Origin of the sequence: Nocardia sp. NPDC051990, assembly GCF_040680755.1 — a bacterium.
In the GTDB taxonomy this organism is placed as follows: domain Bacteria; phylum Actinomycetota; class Actinomycetes; order Mycobacteriales; family Mycobacteriaceae; genus Nocardia.
In genome coordinates this window covers 309,076-324,618 of record NZ_JBFAXH010000003.1, presented here as the reverse complement: position 1 = coordinate 324,618, position 15,543 = coordinate 309,076, and the positions used below count along the sequence as shown (strand labels likewise).

General features: G+C 66.1%; 15 protein-coding genes. 5 read left to right on the top strand and 10 right to left on the bottom strand.

Translation table 11 applies throughout. The annotated features are described in order from the left end of the window. The first annotated feature begins 19 nt into the window (after window positions 1–19). The gene (locus AB0L63_RS07915; RefSeq protein WP_364496285.1) at window positions 20–457 is read left to right on the top strand and encodes a MarR family transcriptional regulator; all 438 of its coding nucleotides are present in this window, start codon (window positions 20–22) and stop codon (window positions 455–457) included. Between the two features lie 49 nt (window positions 458–506). Here the strand turns inward: AB0L63_RS07915 and AB0L63_RS07910 are convergent, their stop codons facing one another. From AB0L63_RS07910 to AB0L63_RS07900, 3 genes are all read right to left on the bottom strand, one after another. Continuing rightward, window positions 507–908 (bottom strand): YccF domain-containing protein, encoded by a 402-nt coding sequence (locus tag AB0L63_RS07910; protein ID WP_364496282.1) that lies wholly within the window; start codon window positions 906–908, stop codon window positions 507–509. 421 nt (window positions 909–1,329) lie between these two features. Then, window positions 1,330–1,497, bottom strand: a complete 168-nt coding sequence (locus tag AB0L63_RS07905) for a hypothetical protein (RefSeq protein ID WP_364496279.1) — start codon at window positions 1,495–1,497, stop codon at window positions 1,330–1,332. Between the two features lie 58 nt (window positions 1,498–1,555). Next, window positions 1,556–2,761 carry a GNAT family N-acetyltransferase gene (locus AB0L63_RS07900; protein ID WP_364496276.1) on the bottom strand — a complete coding sequence of 402 codons (1,206 nt, stop codon included), beginning with the start codon at window positions 2,759–2,761 and terminating at the stop codon, window positions 1,556–1,558. Window positions 2,762–3,087: 326 nt separating this feature from the next. On the opposite strand from AB0L63_RS07900, the gene AB0L63_RS07895 reads away from it, so the two are divergent. Both AB0L63_RS07895 and AB0L63_RS07890 read left to right on the top strand, forming a co-directional pair. Beyond that, entirely contained in the window at window positions 3,088–3,891 is an 804-nt protein-coding gene (locus AB0L63_RS07895; protein WP_364496273.1) for an RNA methyltransferase, read from the top strand. Window positions 3,892–3,901: 10 nt separating this feature from the next. Continuing rightward, the gene (locus AB0L63_RS07890; RefSeq protein WP_364496270.1) at window positions 3,902–4,213 is read left to right on the top strand and encodes a DUF2537 domain-containing protein; all 312 of its coding nucleotides are present in this window, start codon (window positions 3,902–3,904) and stop codon (window positions 4,211–4,213) included. A gap of 106 nt (window positions 4,214–4,319) precedes the next feature. Here the strand turns inward: AB0L63_RS07890 and AB0L63_RS07885 are convergent, their stop codons facing one another. The 3 genes from AB0L63_RS07885 to serC all read right to left on the bottom strand — a co-directional run bounded on the left by AB0L63_RS07885 (window position 4,320) and on the right by serC (window position 7,804). Continuing rightward, complete coding sequence (locus AB0L63_RS07885; RefSeq protein ID WP_364496267.1) at window positions 4,320–5,063, bottom strand: hypothetical protein; 744 nt, start codon at window positions 5,061–5,063, stop codon at window positions 4,320–4,322. A gap of 310 nt (window positions 5,064–5,373) precedes the next feature. Beyond that, window positions 5,374–6,480 (bottom strand): septation protein SepH, encoded by a 1,107-nt coding sequence (gene sepH, locus AB0L63_RS07880; RefSeq protein WP_364496264.1) that lies wholly within the window; start codon window positions 6,478–6,480, stop codon window positions 5,374–5,376. Between the two features lie 199 nt (window positions 6,481–6,679). Then, on the bottom strand, window positions 6,680–7,804 hold the full coding sequence (gene serC, locus AB0L63_RS07875; RefSeq protein WP_364496261.1) for a phosphoserine transaminase: 1,125 nt from the start codon (window positions 7,802–7,804) through the stop codon (window positions 6,680–6,682). Window positions 7,805–7,868: 64 nt separating this feature from the next. Here serC and AB0L63_RS07870 point away from each other — a divergent pair, with 64 nt between their 5' ends. Next, window positions 7,869–8,618, top strand: a complete 750-nt coding sequence (locus AB0L63_RS07870; RefSeq protein WP_364496258.1) for a hypothetical protein — start codon at window positions 7,869–7,871, stop codon at window positions 8,616–8,618. A 32-nt stretch (window positions 8,619–8,650) separates the two neighbouring features. Here AB0L63_RS07870 and AB0L63_RS07865 read toward each other — a convergent pair whose 3' ends face one another. The 4 genes from AB0L63_RS07865 to AB0L63_RS07850 all read right to left on the bottom strand — a co-directional run bounded on the left by AB0L63_RS07865 (window position 8,651) and on the right by AB0L63_RS07850 (window position 14,574). Beyond that, window positions 8,651–9,241: an ATP/GTP-binding protein gene (locus AB0L63_RS07865; RefSeq protein WP_364496256.1), complete on the bottom strand. Its 591-nt coding sequence runs from the start codon at window positions 9,239–9,241 to the stop codon at window positions 8,651–8,653. Continuing rightward, a complete protein-coding gene (locus AB0L63_RS07860) occupies window positions 9,238–12,003 on the bottom strand; it encodes an ATP-binding protein (RefSeq protein WP_364496254.1) in 2,766 nt (921 codons plus the stop codon). Before AB0L63_RS07860 ends, AB0L63_RS07865 begins: the two co-directional genes overlap by 4 nt. 196 nt (window positions 12,004–12,199) lie before the next feature. Further along, on the bottom strand, window positions 12,200–13,069 hold the full coding sequence (locus tag AB0L63_RS07855) for a polysaccharide deacetylase family protein (protein ID WP_364496251.1): 870 nt from the start codon (window positions 13,067–13,069) through the stop codon (window positions 12,200–12,202). A 356-nt stretch (window positions 13,070–13,425) separates the two neighbouring features. Then, the gene (locus AB0L63_RS07850; protein ID WP_364496248.1) at window positions 13,426–14,574 is read right to left on the bottom strand and encodes a citrate synthase 2; all 1,149 of its coding nucleotides are present in this window, start codon (window positions 14,572–14,574) and stop codon (window positions 13,426–13,428) included. 225 nt (window positions 14,575–14,799) lie between these two features. On the opposite strand from AB0L63_RS07850, the gene pdxH reads away from it, so the two are divergent. Next, window positions 14,800–15,504 carry a pyridoxamine 5'-phosphate oxidase gene (gene pdxH, locus AB0L63_RS07845; protein ID WP_364496246.1) on the top strand — a complete coding sequence of 235 codons (705 nt, stop codon included), beginning with the start codon at window positions 14,800–14,802 and terminating at the stop codon, window positions 15,502–15,504. The last annotated feature ends 39 nt before the right edge of the window (window positions 15,505–15,543 follow it).

Below are 15,543 nucleotides of genomic sequence, written 5' to 3'. Positions count from 1 at the left end.
TCCCGTATCGTTCTGCTCTGTGACAACGCCATCCGATGTTCGAGCTCTCGCCGGTGAGCTGTCGCTTGCCGCGGTGCGCTTGACGCGTCATCTGCGGGGGCGGCGCGCTGACGCGCAGATTTCGCTGACGCAGCTCTCCGCGCTCGCCACCCTGCATCGCGAGGGGACGATGACGCCGGGCGCATTGGCTGCCAAGGAGCGCGTGCAGCCACCCTCGATGACGCGCGTGATCGCCTCGCTCAGCGATCTGGGATTGGTCGAGCGCAAACCGCATCCGACCGATGGCCGCCAGATCATCGTCTCGCTCTCGGATGCGGGCCGCGCACTGATCGCCGACGAAACCAGCGCCCGCGAAGCCTGGATGACCGAACAGCTCTCAACTCTCACCGAGGAACAACTGGTCGTGCTGACCCGCGCCGTCGCCATCATGAAGCAACTCGTCGACGACTCGGAGTAACCCGAACAAGCTGCCCTGATTGCTGGCGAGGTGCGTAGCCGCCGCGGGCTTATCGGGCGCCGAATGGTTGGTCGCTGTCCACGATTTCGCGGCCGAGGGGGAACAGGGAGATCGGGATGAGCTTGAGGTTTGCCCAGCCGAAGGGGATGCCGATGATCGAGACGAACAGCGGGATGCTGGTGAACAGGTGGCCGAGCGCCAGCCACCAACCGGCGACGATGAACCAGATGATGTTGCCGATCATCGAACCGACCCCCGCGGAAGGTTTTTCGACCGTGGTGCGTCCGAACGGCCAGAGCACATAGGTCGCGATCCGGAACGAGGCGATACCCCAGGGGATCGTGATGATCAGAATGCAACAGATGATGCCCGCCACTATGTAGCCGAGCGCCATCCAGAACCCGACGAATACGAGCCACAGGATATTGAGGACCAGCTGAATCGGCTTCATAAATCAAGCATGCCAGCGCGCGGCATATCCGGACATCACTCCGGAGTACGAGGTGGACTCAGGGGAATCCCCGATCGGCGACACCCGGCCCAACCGAACCGGTAGAACCAGCCCCAACGCACGGGATCCAGCCCATACCGACCACGACCTCGCACGCGGATGGACGAAGCGACAACTTCGATCCAACCCGGGCGAGGTCCGCGCTGACGGCCGAACAGCGGTTCCGAGCGCATGCTGCGCGGCGCGAGATCAATCCTTGCGCATCCAGGCGAGCAGGATCCGGGCTTCGCGGAATCGCCAGCCCGCGGGCATACCACGGTGCCGACCAGTCGCAGGCCGCCGGTCTGGTGGGGCGGTCGACCATCGCGGTAGTAGTACACCACAGAGTTCGCTGTGGCCGCGGCTTGGTCGCCGTCGAGAGTCACCAGCAGGTCAGTGTTCGTGTGCTGGGTGTGTGCTCGCCCTCGACCTCGGCCGGTCGCATGTAGTCGACGACCTTGTCGATGCCGCGGACTTGGATTCGCGGCGAGTTGACCGCCATATCCTTGGTGAAGACGGTGGCCGCATCCTCTTTCGTTGGGGACTCCAACTATTTGCGTATTCATTGGCTGCGCCAACAATGCCTGGCGGCTGCCTGAGCATTCGGCTCAGAAGAACCAGCCGAGCACGGCGTCGCGTTCCGCGCCGAATGCCTCGTCAAGGACGCGTAGTCGCCCGGCGTCCTTGGCTTGCAAACGGTTGGCGGCCGCGAAGACTCGGGCCGGGTATGCGCCGAGGTACATGGAGGCCAAGACGTCGATGCCGAGTTCGAAATCGGGTGGGCGGGTGGTCGGTGCGCATTCGGCGATGCCGTCGCGCACCTTCAGCGCGAAGGTGCCGCCCGCGTTGCGGAATGGATCCTGCACTGCGAGAACGACATCGAGGTCGTGCAGGTACGTGCGAGCGGTCAGGGCGGCGGGAACATCCATGAGCCGCAACCACAGTGCGTCGTAGCGTGCCTTCGTGCGCACGAGTCGCAGATCGGTGAGCAGATACGGGAGCGGATCGTTGTCGCTGATCGCCGCCTCGACGTGGCTGCACAGTTCCAATCCGAATAGCGCCCGCCACAACGCGATACCTGCTTCCGAGGTCACCGCGCGCATGTCCGCGACCACCGCGACCATCCCATGTTCGCGACGGTGATAGCGGTACAGCGCGTAACCATCCGGGTGCAGGAATGCGAAAAGATCGGTGCCGCCGTCGCGGAACGCCGGCGGATCGGCGAGCTCCATTTGCCATCGCGCCTCGGGACGCACTTGCGCACCGGGCACCAGGCGTCGCCACCGGTCGTAGATCGCGCGTATTGGCTCGCCCGCGTCGGCCAAGGTGCTGAGCTCCACGCCGCCCGGATCCGGTGCCGACGGCAGGAATTCGACGAACCGCCGATCGATCGAGACCGCATTCTCCCGAATCGTCGGCCCATATCCGAACCGGCCGTAGATGGCGCCCTGACTCGCGGTGAAGATGGTCAGTGCGAGTCCGGCCGCCTCGGTGCGGCGATGCTGCTCGGTGTAGATGGCTCGCAGAATCCCGCGCCGTCGGTGCGGCGGCGCGACCCCGACTCCGGCGATTCCGCAAGCAGCGACAGTGCGTTCGCCCGGCACCGTCAGCGTCATCCGGGTCGACCTGGCATGTCCGACGACTCGTCCGTTGTCGATGGCGATGATCGCGTCCTCGGTCGGAAAGAGCCGTGCCCGCAATTCCGCGTACGCTGAGTCGCTGCGCATCCCGAACGAGGTGTCGCCGAGCAATTGGATGTCCGCCACATCATCGTCAGTGGCCGACCGAATGGTGATGCCTGGTATCCGCGTCATCCCTCGACGATCGCATGTGCGCGACCACCCCGCAGCCGATTTTCGGCGCTCCGGCGTGCTCATGCCGTGTCCGGTCCGTACGACCGAACGAACGCGTTGAACTGGGCTCTTCCTGCGCCCGGCGCCATCATCCGTTGCCCGTTGCCCGTTGCCCGTTGCCCGTTGCCCGTTGCCCGTTGCCCGTTGTCCGTTGTCCGGGTTCCGTTGCCTGTCGCCTGTAGCGCGTCGCGTGTTGCCTCCAATAGCGTTCCGGCCGGACGGTCGCCGGATCCGAGCAGTTCGGCACCGGTTTTTGCGGTGATATCGGCGCCCGGCAGGATGTAGCGGTGGCCGAAGTGATCGATATCGACGACCCCGCTGACTCGCGGGTTGATGACTTTCGCGACCTGAAGTCCGCGGATCGGCGGCCGGATCTGCCCGGACGCAAGGGGCTGGTGATCGCGGAGGGTGTGGTGGTCGTGCAGCGGATGCTCGATTCGCGGTTTCGGCCGAATGCGCTGTTCGGGGTGGAGAAGCGGCGCGCCGAACTCGCCGCCGAGTTGTCGGGCATCGACGTGCCGTACTACCGGACGACAGCCGAGGTAATGGCCGAAGTGGTCGGCTTCCATCTCAATCGCGGGGTGCTCGCGGTGGCGCGGAGGCCCGCGGAGTTGAGTGTGGCCGACGTCATCGAGCGGGCCCGCACGGTCGCGGTGTTGGAGGGCGTGAACGATCACGAGAATCTCGGCTCGATGTTCCGGAATGCCGCCGGACTGGGTGTCGAGGCGATTCTGTTCGGCGATCGATGCGCCGACCCGCTGTATCGACGTGCGGTGCGGGTGTCGATGGGACATGTGCTGCGGGTGCCGTTCGCGCAACTGCCGAAGTGGCCAGAGGGCCTGGATGTGTTGCGGAGCAAGGGTTTCCAGCTTATCGCGCTCACTCCGAACCCGGCAGCGGTGAATCTGGCGACAGCGATGACGGGGGAGCGGGTGGCGCTGCTGCTCGGCGCGGAGGGACCGGGATTGACCGAGGAAGCTATGCGAGCCACCGATATTCGAGCCCGCATCCCGATGTCACCCGGCACCGATTCGCTCAATGTGGCGACCGCGGCCGCCATGGCGTTCTATGAACGGGTGAGGACGTCATGAGGGTGCGGTCGTGAGTTACTTCCCGAACGGCGCGTACCGGCCCTACCAGCCGTATCAGGATCCGACCCCGTGGGCCGCCGGTCTCACCGTCGCGACCATGGTTGCGCTGCTGACGGCCGTCGCTGTGTACGCGTTCGGCTCGGCGCTGGCGGACGTCCATCCGCTGCTCGCGATCGTGGTCAACCTCATCGCGGTCGGCGGCGCCGCCCCCACCGCGTGGCGCTGGCGTCTGGCACCCGTGACCCGCTGGATCATCGGTGGGGGCGCCGCCGGTGTGCTGCTCGGTTGGTTCGTCCTTATCATCGGCGGTCTGTCGAGCTAGCAGGCTTCGTAGCTCGCCGGACCACGACCGCGAGTTGGGGACCCGGGTCGCGGCGCCAGTCGGGTGGGCGGTCGATCTTTGGGACGGTAAAGCCAATAGCACCGGCTCACGAGACGCGATCTATGCCCCGCAGCCAGTTGAGCAGACCTCGTCTCGGTTTCGTATCGCCGTTGCGCTCCTCCAGCGGTATCAGGTCGGCCGGGTCGGGGGCTTGGCCCTTGGGGTAGAGGGTGAATCCGCAGACCGCGATATCGCCTGGTACCAGTGCGCCTTCCGGGGATGGGGCGCGGTACTGGAAGCCGAGCCATTCGTTATTGGCGGCGTCGGCGAAATCGGGCGGGTCGAAGGGGAGGGTTTGTGGGTTGGGCAGTTCGCCGGCCTGCCACCGCACCGGATGATCACCGGCCCAATATGAACGCTCCCACACCAGCGGAAGGCCCTCGTCTTCCAGGATGTTCACCCGCGTCGAGCTGAACGAGCGCCGGAATTCGCCACGCTCCCAATGGGCGAACGCGCCCCAGCCGTAATGGGCGTCGAACGAGATCAGATAGGTGTGTTCCGAGGCGAGTGGGCGAACCAGCAACTCCGGCAGTGCCGTCGGATGCACCCGCGCCGCCTGCGCCGAGCACACCACTGTCACCCCGGGATAGCAGCCGATATACACCTCGTCGGCAGCCGGCCCGCCGCACCCACCCAGCGTGCCGACCATGATCGGCATGACATCGCGGTCCGTGTGCAGCTGTTTCGCCAGCGCGAGCGCGGCTTCGGGATCCGGATCGTGGTTCGCGTGGAGTACCGCCAACGGATCCTGTGCGTCGACGTACCAGAGAGACGAAGCCTTGGACAGCATTTTCCGGCACCTCCCGATGGTTGCACCAAACAGCTCCGCGAACTTCTAGCAACCCACGGCGTCCGCTAGCAACTCCCGCCACCGTGAACCGCCCGACGTCGACTGACGAAGTCGACAACACACCAAAAAATCTACCCGCACTGCCGCCCCAACGTCGGACCTTCCGCATTCGAACACGCCAGCAGGCCCCAGACCTGGAATCAAGATCAGGTGGAACCTGTGGCGGCATTGCCCGAGAGGTCCCACCACCATGTCCACCTGATCTTGATCAGGAGTTGATGCGCGCGGAACCTGAGCGCGGGAACGGGACTCAGTGCCCCGAGCTGCGTACCCCGAGCAACACGTCCTCCCACGACGGCATCGGTGCTTTTCCGCGCTTGTTTCTAGCCGGCTTCCCAGGTGGTGCCTTCTTCGGCGCTTCGTCCGCGGCGGGCTTCGCGGCCTTGGCGGGCGCAGCGGGTGCGGACGGGGCGGTGCCCGCACCGGCCGGAGTGCTACCGGCGACCGAAGTCGTATTCGTCCCGGCGGTGACCGGACTGCTGGCGGCCGGAATGACATTCGTGCTCGCGGCGGCCGGAATCGCGGCCGCCGCACCGCTCGCACCGACCGGGGTACTGCTGCCCCCGACCACAACGGAACGCTGCTCGTAGTACTCGTCCAGCGTCGGCTGGGTCCGCGCCGCCGGACGTGTTGGTGCCGCGACGGCCTCGCGCGCCGGACGCGTCTCGGTGGGACGAGTTTCCACCGGCCGGGTCTCTACCGGCGGTTCGGGCGCCGCGGGCGCCTCGATCTCCGCCTGTGGCGGCAGGATGGTGGCGAGTCCGCGTAGCGCACGACCGAAGTCGGGATCAATAAGATCCGAGGCCGGATCGTCGAGCGGGGAAACCGAACCGCCGTGCGCGTCGGGCTGATAGCGCCAATGCGCCGCTATCTCGGAACGGCCGTTCCGCCATTGCAATTGCGCGACCCAGAAGCCTTTTTCGTCCTTCCAAGCATCCCACTCGGCATTCTCGAGTGTGTGCCCGCGCTCGGTGAACGCGGCGGTGATGATATCGATGAGGGTTTCCACGGCCGGACCGTCGGCGCGCACCGGATGCGCCTTCTGCGCGAGTTCGGCGGCGCGGGCCCGCTCCAGCAGCACCGGATAGGCGAATCGCTCCACGCGACTCAGCGGCATACCGGATTCTTCGGTGACCTGTTCAACGGATGCCCCGGCACGGATACGAGCTTGAATATCGCGGGGACGCATAGTTGCTTCCATCTCGATCTCAATCTGGCCGAATCGGGCAAGGTCTCCGCGTGCGGCGGCTCGAAGCTTGTCGTCGGCGGGCAGCCGGTACTTGTTGCCGGTCTCGGTGTCGATACACACGATGTGCGTGGAATCGGGCGTCACCCCGATCACTCGAAGTTCACGCACCGTTACCTCCTTATCGCGTCGGCTCGCGACACCGCCCACTTTCCGAAACAGTAGTGCACTACTGATGATCTGGCGGCAAGACACGCGGGGCGGAAATCTGCGAAAGACCCTGCGCTCCCCGCTAATCTGCTCTATTCAACTCGCAGCGCTGGAGATACGGCGTGTCGAAAGTGGGCGTGTCGCAATGACCGAGCTCGATTTACCCCAGCTTTTCGACAACCCAATCGATGCTGCGCGTCAGCTGCGAAACATCCTCGGGGTCGATGGCAGGGAACATACCGACGCGCAGCTGGTTGCGGCCGAGCTTGCGGTAGGGCTCGGTGTCGACGATTCCATTGGCGCGCAGCACCTTGGCGACGGCGGCCGCATCGACCGAGTCGGCGAAGTCGATGGTGCCGACCACCTGTGAGCGATGCGCCGGATCCGCGACGTACGGGGTGGCGAAGGAGCTCGACTCGGCCCAGGCATACAGCCGCGACGACGAATCCAGCGTCCGCTTGGCCGCCCAATCCAGGCCGCCGTTGCCGTTGATCCACTCGATCTGGTCCGCGAACAGCAGCAGGGTGCCGAGCGCCGGGGTGTTGTAGGTCTGATCCTTGGTGCTGTTGTCGATCGCGATCGGCAGCGAAAGGAAGTCCGGGGTCCAGCGACCCGAGGCCTTGATCTCCTCGACCCGGGCCAGCGCGGCCGGGCTCATCAGCGCTACCCACAGGCCGCCGTCGGAGGCGAAGCACTTCTGCGGTGCGAAGTAGTAGACATCGGCATCGGTGATGTTGACCGGCAGGCCGCCCGCGCCGGACGTGGCGTCGATGGCGATCAGGGCGTTCTCCGAACCCGCCGGGCGTTGCACCGGGATCGAAACGCCGGTGGAGGTTTCGTTGTGTGCCCAGCCGATGAGGTCGGCCGACGGATCCGAAACCGGCTCGGGCGCACTGCCCGGCTCCGCCGAGACCACGATCGGATCGCCGATGAACGGGTTGCCCTTGGCCACCGCGGCGAACTTCGAGCTGAACTCGCCATTGGTCAGGTGCAGCGAGCGCTCCCGGATCAGGCCGAAGGCGGCGGCATCCCAGAACGCCGTGGTGCCACCGTTGCCCAGCACCACCTCGTAGTCGTCGGGCAGCGTGAACAGCTCGCGCAGGCCGCTGCGCACCCGCGCGACCACATCCTTGACCGGCTTCTGCCGGTGACTGGTTCCGAACACCGAGGCGCCGACGGACACCAGAGACTGCAACTGCTCCGGGCGGACCTTGGAGGGCCCACAGCCGAACCGTCCGTCGGCGGGTTTGAGATCGTCGGGAATGGTCGGGAACTCAGCGGTCATGGCCAATAGGGTAGACGGTGGTGTTGCTGTGACTCTGACCACACTCCGGCTAACGTTATCACCCATGAATCTGGCGTCGGCTAACTCGGGGTGGCGAGCGCGCAGTGGGGGACCGCGGAACTTCGGACTGCGCGCGGGTGCGTTATCGGATGCACAGCGGCGCGAGTTGCTCCTGCGCGGGGTGATCGGCTCGGCGACCATCCTCGGTGTGCGGCAGAGTTCGATGGCGTCGTTCGTGCGGCCCTTCGTGCGCGTGTATGCCTTGCCCAGCGCTGTCTCGACGGCCCCCCGTGGTGCCTCCGGGCCTGACACGAACGTCGCGGGGCGCAGTAAACCCGGACACGTTTTCTGGGTTCGCGTGCAGGTAGAAGGTGTGCTGCCATATGAAACCCGGGTACGGCAGCGGATGCGCGAGGACGACTTGGAGCGGATGCAACCCGGTGATGTGATCGGCTGCCGGGTCGATCCCGGCGATCGCGACCGCATGGTGCTCTATGTTCCCGACATCGCCGATACCGGCCGGATGAGCATTTCGAAGATCCTCTCCGACGGCCGCCGCGCCGATGCGACGGTGCTCGCCGCCACACCGGTCGCCGCCGACTATGCCGGTCGCGACGACCCGGTGCTGCGCCTGGACCTCGAACTGCGCGCCTGGGACGAGGTGAAGCCGTGGCGCGTGCGCCTGATCCAACCGGTACCGCTGGCCGCGATCGGCCTCGTCGATCTGGGCCAACACCTCGAGGTCGCCTTCTTCACCGTCGACCGCGGCGAATCCGTCGCGGTCGACTGGCTCGCCTCCCTCGGCGAGGAATAGCGAGGCGGCTCGGTGCACGAGCCGCCATTTCGCTAACTCTTGGCTTTCACCCGCGCCAGCGCATGGCCGGTCAGTGTGATCAGCGCGGTCTTGGCGGACTCTCGATCCCTCGCGTCGATCGTCATCACCGGGACATCGTCGGATAGCGAGAGGGCATCGCGGATGGCCTCCTCGGGAAACTTGGGGGCATCCTCGAATTCGTTGACCGCGACCAGGAACGGTAGTCCGAGTTCCTCGAAATAGTCGACCGCGGCGAAACTTTCGTCCACCCGACGGGTATCGACCAGCAGGATCGCGCCGATCGCGCCGAGGCTCAGGTCGTCCCACATGAACCAGAATCGGTGCTGGCCGGGGGTGCCGAACAGGTACAGCACCAGACCATCGTTCAGGGTGATCCGGCCGAAATCCATGGCCACCGTGGTGGTCATCTTATCCGGAACCGCCGAGGTGTCGTCGATTTCGGAGCCCAGATCGGTCATCAGCGCTTCGGTTTTCAGCGGAACGATATCCGAAACCGCGCCGACCAGCGTGGTTTTGCCGACGCCGAGCTCGCCGGCTATCACGATTTTCGCCGAGAGCGCGCGGGAGGCGGTTTCGGGTGGTGCTTGTTCAGGTGCGGTCATCGAACATCCTCGGCTGCAAGGGTTTTCAACTTACCAGTGGCTCTTCCGTCACGTACCCCCCGTTGATACCGGTTCAATCCTGTGCGGATCGTATCCGGGTCGCGGCGCGTGCTCGCCGCCGATTCCGTTGCCGCCGACCCCGATTCGGCCCCTCCCGGCACCAACTGATTCCCTGGATCTCGTTTCGGTAGCCCGGATGTTGTCCTTTCTGTGATCGTCGCATCCGCCGCCCGCTTTGCCGCGGACCAGCCCTCATCCGCCGCGGAATGCCAATTTGTCACAACCGGCAGCTCCCCTGTGGTCGGATCAGCCAACCACGCCGACATCATGCCAGCGAAAACGGGCGTCGCCGCTTCCCCCTCGGTCTGCTGCGCCGACCCGTTCGAAGTGGATTCGACGGACTCCGCCGAATCCTGCTCTTCGGAGTGGAACAACGAGGCCGTCTCGGCCACCCGCTCCTGCGGCCCGGTCGGAGGACCCGAACCGGCGGTTGTGCTCGGCGACGTCGCGGCAGCCCCGCCTGCCTTGCGACGTCCCTTGCGATTGACTCCCGGAACCCGTTTCGGCAGACCATAACTGGTGATCACCGGCGGTGCCGCGGCTGCATCGGCCGTGGGCTGCGCCGGCTCCGCCGATTTGGGTGCGGGCGAGGGCGGCGCACCGATCCGCCGCGCCGCGGGTGCGGACTTGGCAGAGGGTCGCACCGTATTGGCCGTTGGTGTGGCAACACCCGCGCTTGCCTCGGCCGCCGCCTTGGTGCCGAGCGTGTCCCGATGCACCGGAATCACCGGTTCCAGCGTCGACGGATCATCCGAGTCCTGCGACGGCACCTCGATCAGCGCGGGCGGAATGTGCAGGCTCGCGGTGATTCCCGGACTGAGCGCGCGATCGTGTGTCCGGCGCAGGCGAACGGTAATGCCGTGCCGGTCGGCGAGCTTGCCGACCACGAACATGCCCATCTGCCGGGTCGTCGCGACGGTGACCGCGGTCGGCGTCGCCAACCGCTCGTTGATCTCGTTCAGTTCCTCCGCCACTATGCCGATGCCCTCATCGACGACCTCGATGAGCAGGCCGCCTTCGGAGGTCCGGCTGTAGCCGAAGGTGACATCGCTATCGGGCGGCGAGGCCCGCAGCGCGTTCTCCAGCATCTCCGCGATCAGATGCACCACATCGGTGGCCGCGATGCCCGCGACCCAACCATCAGGTGTGGCACCGGATTTGACCCGCTGATAGTCCTCGACCTCGGACACCGCGGCGCGCAGAATGTCGCGCACCTCGACCGGTCCGGACCGATCGTGGCGTGACCGCGTCCCGGCCAGCACCAGCAGATTGGCGCTAGTGCGCCGCATGCGCGCGGCCAAGTGGTCGAGTCGGAACAGGTGGCCGAGCCGCTCGGGATCCTTCTCCTCGAATTCGAGCGCCTCGATCATGCTGAGCTGGCGATCCACCAGCGTCTGATTGCGCCGCGCCATGGTCTCGAACATGCCGTTGACCTGATCGCGCAGCAGCTGCTGCTGTGCCGCGAGTTTGAGGGCCTGGGTGTGCAAACCGTCTACGGTGCGGGCGATTTCGCCGATCTCCTCACCGGTGTGCACCGGCACCGGTTTCACCACGATGTCCGCGAGCTGAGCGCCGCGCATGATCCGCTCGACCTCACTCGGGAGGTCCTTCTCGGCGAGTTCGCTGGCGCCCGCCCGCAGCCTGCGTAGCGGCTGCAGCAGCGAGTGTGCGACCCACAGCGCCAGTGCGAGCGCCGCGATGACGGTCCCGAGCACCACCAGGGAGGCCTGCAGAGCTGCGGACTGGGCCGTGGCGACCTTGTCGTCGACATCGCGGATGACGCCCTGCACGATCTGGCGCGTCAATCCGGTGAAGACATCGCGGGATTCGATGGTCATCCGCCGCAATTCCGCCAGATCGACGACGTGGGTGCGCATCGCGACCTCGATCATGCCCTTCAGCGCGAGGTTGTTGGGGCGCACCACCCGATCGAGATCGGGCTTGGCGGTGGGCAGTACCCGCTCAACCGCATCGGCCGTGGTCAGGAAGCGCCCCTGCGCGATAGCGAAACCTTCGGCCTTGGACGGCTGTTGGATCGCCGACATGGCCGCCATCAGCCAGTTGAAGCCCTCGACCTTGGCGACCAGCACATCGGAGACCTGCGCTTTCGCGGCCACGACGGAGCCGACGCCGATCGGGGTGAGCAATTTGTCCACGGTGCCGATGGCATCAGCGACGATCGCATTGTTCAGCTCGACGGCCTTCACCGGATCGCCGCCGCCCTTACCACCTGAGCGGATGACCTCGCTGGTCACGGTCATCTGCTTCAACGCCCTGGCGACCGTCGCGTCGATACCCTTGCGTCCCGCGCGCACTGTGGCTTCGGTGATAGCCGTTGACAATTCGACCAGGTCCTGGTCGGTGGTGGTGCCGTAGACCTGCCCGCCGGCGACGGTCGAGGCGGCCGATTCGAGTGCGGTGATCGCCGGAATATCGGAGATGCGATCGGCCGCCTTGTCGTATTCGGAGTAATCGCCGAAGAAGACCGTCAGGCGCAGACAGCCGAGCAGAATGGCCGCGGCCAGCGGAAGCGCAACGGCCGCTCCGACTTTCCAGCGGACTCGCCACTGCTCGAGATTTCGCCATCGAGTGTGCGCGAAGATTCCCTGCGCCACCCTAGCTACCGCCTTCCGCGCGGATCGGGCCGATCCGGTCACCTCGCGTTGGCGAAATGCCCGGTGCACGGCGATGATCCGTCTCACCATTGATTTTCGAGCGACCGGCAGGCGGTCGGTTGACGTCGGGACACAAGTCCGCATCGGTACCATACTGGCTCGCCGCCGAGGGTTGCGCCTTATTGGCGCGATCCCGGAGACGTCCATTCCAATCCGTGATCTTCGGTCCCGCGATGCGCCGGGCCAACGCCGTGCCGACCTGGACTATCGGTGGCAACGGTGCTCAGAGATGAACAAAGGTGAACCCCGCTGAACGCAGTGTGGGCAGCGCCGCCGTCATGCCGGCGGCCGTTCCGGAATTCGGCCGGTGCATATGCGCCAGCGAGATCGCGCCGGGCGCGGCGGCTTTCATCGCATTCTGGACCTCCGCCGCGCTCGCGGTGGCACCGTAGTCGGCATTGATGCTGAAACCGACCGGCCGTTCACCCAACTCGTTGACGATCGCGACCGCGACATCGTCGTAGTGCGCGGTACCGGGGCGGAAGAACCGCGGCGGTTTGCCGAGCAAGGTGGTGAGCCGTTCGTGATTGGCCCAGACCTCGTCGACGGCCTCCTGCGACGAGCCCGTCCCCGGAATCTCATAGGCGGCCCGGCCGGTCACCGAGAGCGGCTTGTGTGCCACACCGTGATTCGCCAGCTCGAACAGCGGATTGGCCGCCAATTGCGCGGCGCGGCCAGGGTTCGCATCGATCCAGCGTTTATTCAGGAAAAGCGTGGCCGGAATCTGCTGGGAGATGAGCAGATTCAGCAATGTCTCATCGATATCGTTGTTACCCGGCCCGCCGCATGCGTCGAAGGTGAGCGCCATCTGTTTGCCGGTCGCCGCGAAAGTGCTGGTGATGCCATCCATCTCCATGCCCCACCGCGTCGGCTGCGCGCCCGCGTGCCGGGCGGCCACCGCCGCCGGGGAGTTGGCCGCGGGCGCCTGCTGCAACGGGGATCTGGGAATGGCCTGCACGTCAACGGCGTTCGCGGTCGTTCTCGATTGCGCGGTAGTCGTATTGCCCTTATCGGTACCGCAACCCGCGACGAAGGCCGCAGCCGCGGCACCGAGTCCGATCAGCCGCCGCCGCGAAACGTTCCTATCCAGCATTCCCCGTTAACTCTCTCTCCCAGCCATTCACCCGGGGATGCTACGCGGTGTCGATTTGCCGCGCCTACAGCGCGGCGGGTGCTGTGTTTTTGGCCGCGCGGGCGCGGCGGGTTCGCGGCCCCTGCAGTCTCGCGTCCGAGCCGTCGAGACTCGCGACTGCGTCGCATGCGCTTCGACGACTCGGCTGTGTTCGATGGCCGCGCCTACGGCGCGGACGCGAGACGGGCCGCGAACTCCTCGTTCGTAAGACTCGGTCCGTGGTGGGCGAGTTGTCGGGCGAGGCCGCCGCAAATAGCCGGACACCATGGTGGGTAATGGATCCCACTACGGTGTCCGGTGACCGGCTCGGTCGCGCGCTACACGTGCGCGACGGCGGACCAGCCTGCGACTTCCTGCGGCTGGCGCGGGCCGGGGCCGGTGTAGATGGCGGCCGGGCGGACCAGTTTGCCGAGCTGCTTCTGCTCCAGGATGTGCGCACACCAACCGGCGGTGCGGCCACAGGTGAACATCGCGGGCATCATGTGCGCGGGAACTTCGGCGAAATCCAGGATGACCGCCGCCCAGAATTCGACATTGGTCTCGATGGCGCGGTCCGGACGACGTTCGCGCAGTTCGGCGAGCGCGGCCTGCTCCAGCGCGGCGGCGACCTCGAAGCGCGGGGCGTTCAGGCGCTGCGCGGTGGCGCGCAGCACGCGGGCACGCGGATCCTCGGCCCGGTAGACCCGATGGCCGAAGCCCATCAACTTTTCCTTGCGGTCCAGGATGCCCTTGACCAAAGCGCGTGCGTCACCGGACTTTTCGACGGCCTCGATCATCGGCAGCACGCGCGCGGGTGCACCGCCGTGCAGCGGACCCGACATCGCACCGATCGCACCGGACAGTGCCGCGGCGACATCGGCACCGGTCGAGGCGATCACCCGGGCGGTGAAGGTGGAGGCATTCATGCCGTGCTCGGCCGCGGAAACCCAGTAGGCGTCGATGGCCTCGGTGTGCCGCGGATCCGGATCGCCCTTCCAGCGAGTCATGAACCGTTCGGTCACCGTGGTGCACTCGTCGATCTTCTGCTGCGGCACCGCGGGCTGGTAGATGCCGCGCGCGGACTGCGCGACATAGGACAGAGCCATCACCGAGGCGCGCGCCAGATTCTCCCGCGCGGTCTCGTCGTCGATATCGAGCAGCGGCTGGTAGCCCCAGATCGGGGCGAGCATGGCCAGCCCGGCCTGCACGTCGACGCGCACGTCACCGGTGTGCACCGGCAGCGGGAACGGCTCCGCGGGCGGCAGGCCGTGGCCGAATTCGCCGTCAACCAGCAGTGCCCACACATCACCGAACGTCACCCGCGAGCCGACCAGATCTTGGATATCGACACCGCGGTAGCGCAGCGCGCCGCCGTCCTTATCGGGTTCGGCGATATCGGTGGTGAATGCCACCACGCCTTCCAGGCCGCTGACGAAATCAGCGGGTACGGCGGTCTGCCCACTGGGCACCGCATGGCTGGTAGTCATGTTGTGACTCTCCTTGCACTTCGGTTCGTTATCCGTAGCGATTGCTTGCAGGTCGCTCGAAAAGGTCAGCAGCGGCTGCTTGCAGGTCGCTCGAAAAGGCTGTTCTCGTCGATGAGGGGTGCGGCTCGCCGAGTACATGCCGATCAACAAAACCTTAGCTCTCTGCTACCGCAGAGTAACGTCTGGCCCATGCGTGACCTGGACAATTCATCTCTCGGTCAGGAAATGACCGCAAATGATCGGATTGTGTTCCCGGCGACCGATCTGGCCGCCATGCGAGTCGACTATGGCGGTATGCCATTCGGCAGCGGTGAGGACACCGATCTGGACGAAACCTGGCTGGCCGGCGGCTGGGAGCCGCTGCTTCGGCACTGGATCGAACAGGCCACCGCCGTCGGCATCGCCGAGCCCAATGCAATGGTGGTCGCCACCGTCGCACGCACCGAAGCCGGGCCGCGTCCGGTCGCCAGGACGGTGCTGTGTAAAGGTCTCTCACCGGAAGGTGTGACTTTTTACACGAATTACGACTCGGCCAAGGGCAACCAGCTGGCGAGCGTTCCATTCGCGGCCGCGACCTTCGTCTGGCCCGCGCTGGGGCGGCAGGTCCACGTGCGCGGGCCGGTCGAACAGGTCTCGGCCGAGACGACCGCCGTCTACTGGCGCTCCCGCCCGCGCGATTCGCAGCTGAGCGCCTGGGCCTCGCGGCAGTCCCGGCCGATCGCCTCGCGCGCCGAACTCGATCGCACCCTCGCCGAAACCACCGCCCGCTTCGCCGACGTGGACGAGATTCCGGTGCCGCCGCACTGGGGCGGTTACCTGATCCGCCCTGATGAGGTGGAGTTCTGGCAGGGCCGTCGGGGTCGGCTGCACAACCGGATCCGGGTGCGGATCAGCGACGACACCATGACAGTCGACCGACTACAACCCTAGAAATCGTGGCGGCCCCAACATTGTTGGGCCGCTGACCGA

Coding starts and splice junctions, on each gene's coding strand:
- AB0L63_RS07910 (WP_364496282.1), bottom strand. CDS start 908: ATGAAGCCGATTCAGCTGGTCCTCAATATCCTGTGGCTCGTATTCGTC.
- AB0L63_RS07900 (WP_364496276.1), bottom strand. CDS start 2,761: ATGACGCGGATACCAGGCATCACCATTCGGTCGGCCACTGACGATGAT.
- AB0L63_RS07885 (WP_364496267.1), bottom strand. CDS start 5,063: ATGCTGTCCAAGGCTTCGTCTCTCTGGTACGTCGACGCACAGGATCCG.
- serC (WP_364496261.1), bottom strand. CDS start 7,804: ATGACCGCTGAGTTCCCGACCATTCCCGACGATCTCAAACCCGCCGAC.
- AB0L63_RS07870 (WP_364496258.1), top strand. CDS start 7,869: ATGAATCTGGCGTCGGCTAACTCGGGGTGGCGAGCGCGCAGTGGGGGA.
- AB0L63_RS07865 (WP_364496256.1), bottom strand. CDS start 9,241: ATGACCGCACCTGAACAAGCACCACCCGAAACCGCCTCCCGCGCGCTC.
- AB0L63_RS07855 (WP_364496251.1), bottom strand. CDS start 13,069: ATGCTGGATAGGAACGTTTCGCGGCGGCGGCTGATCGGACTCGGTGCC.
- AB0L63_RS07850 (WP_364496248.1), bottom strand. CDS start 14,574: ATGACTACCAGCCATGCGGTGCCCAGTGGGCAGACCGCCGTACCCGCT.
- pdxH (WP_364496246.1), top strand. CDS start 14,800: ATGACCGCAAATGATCGGATTGTGTTCCCGGCGACCGATCTGGCCGCC.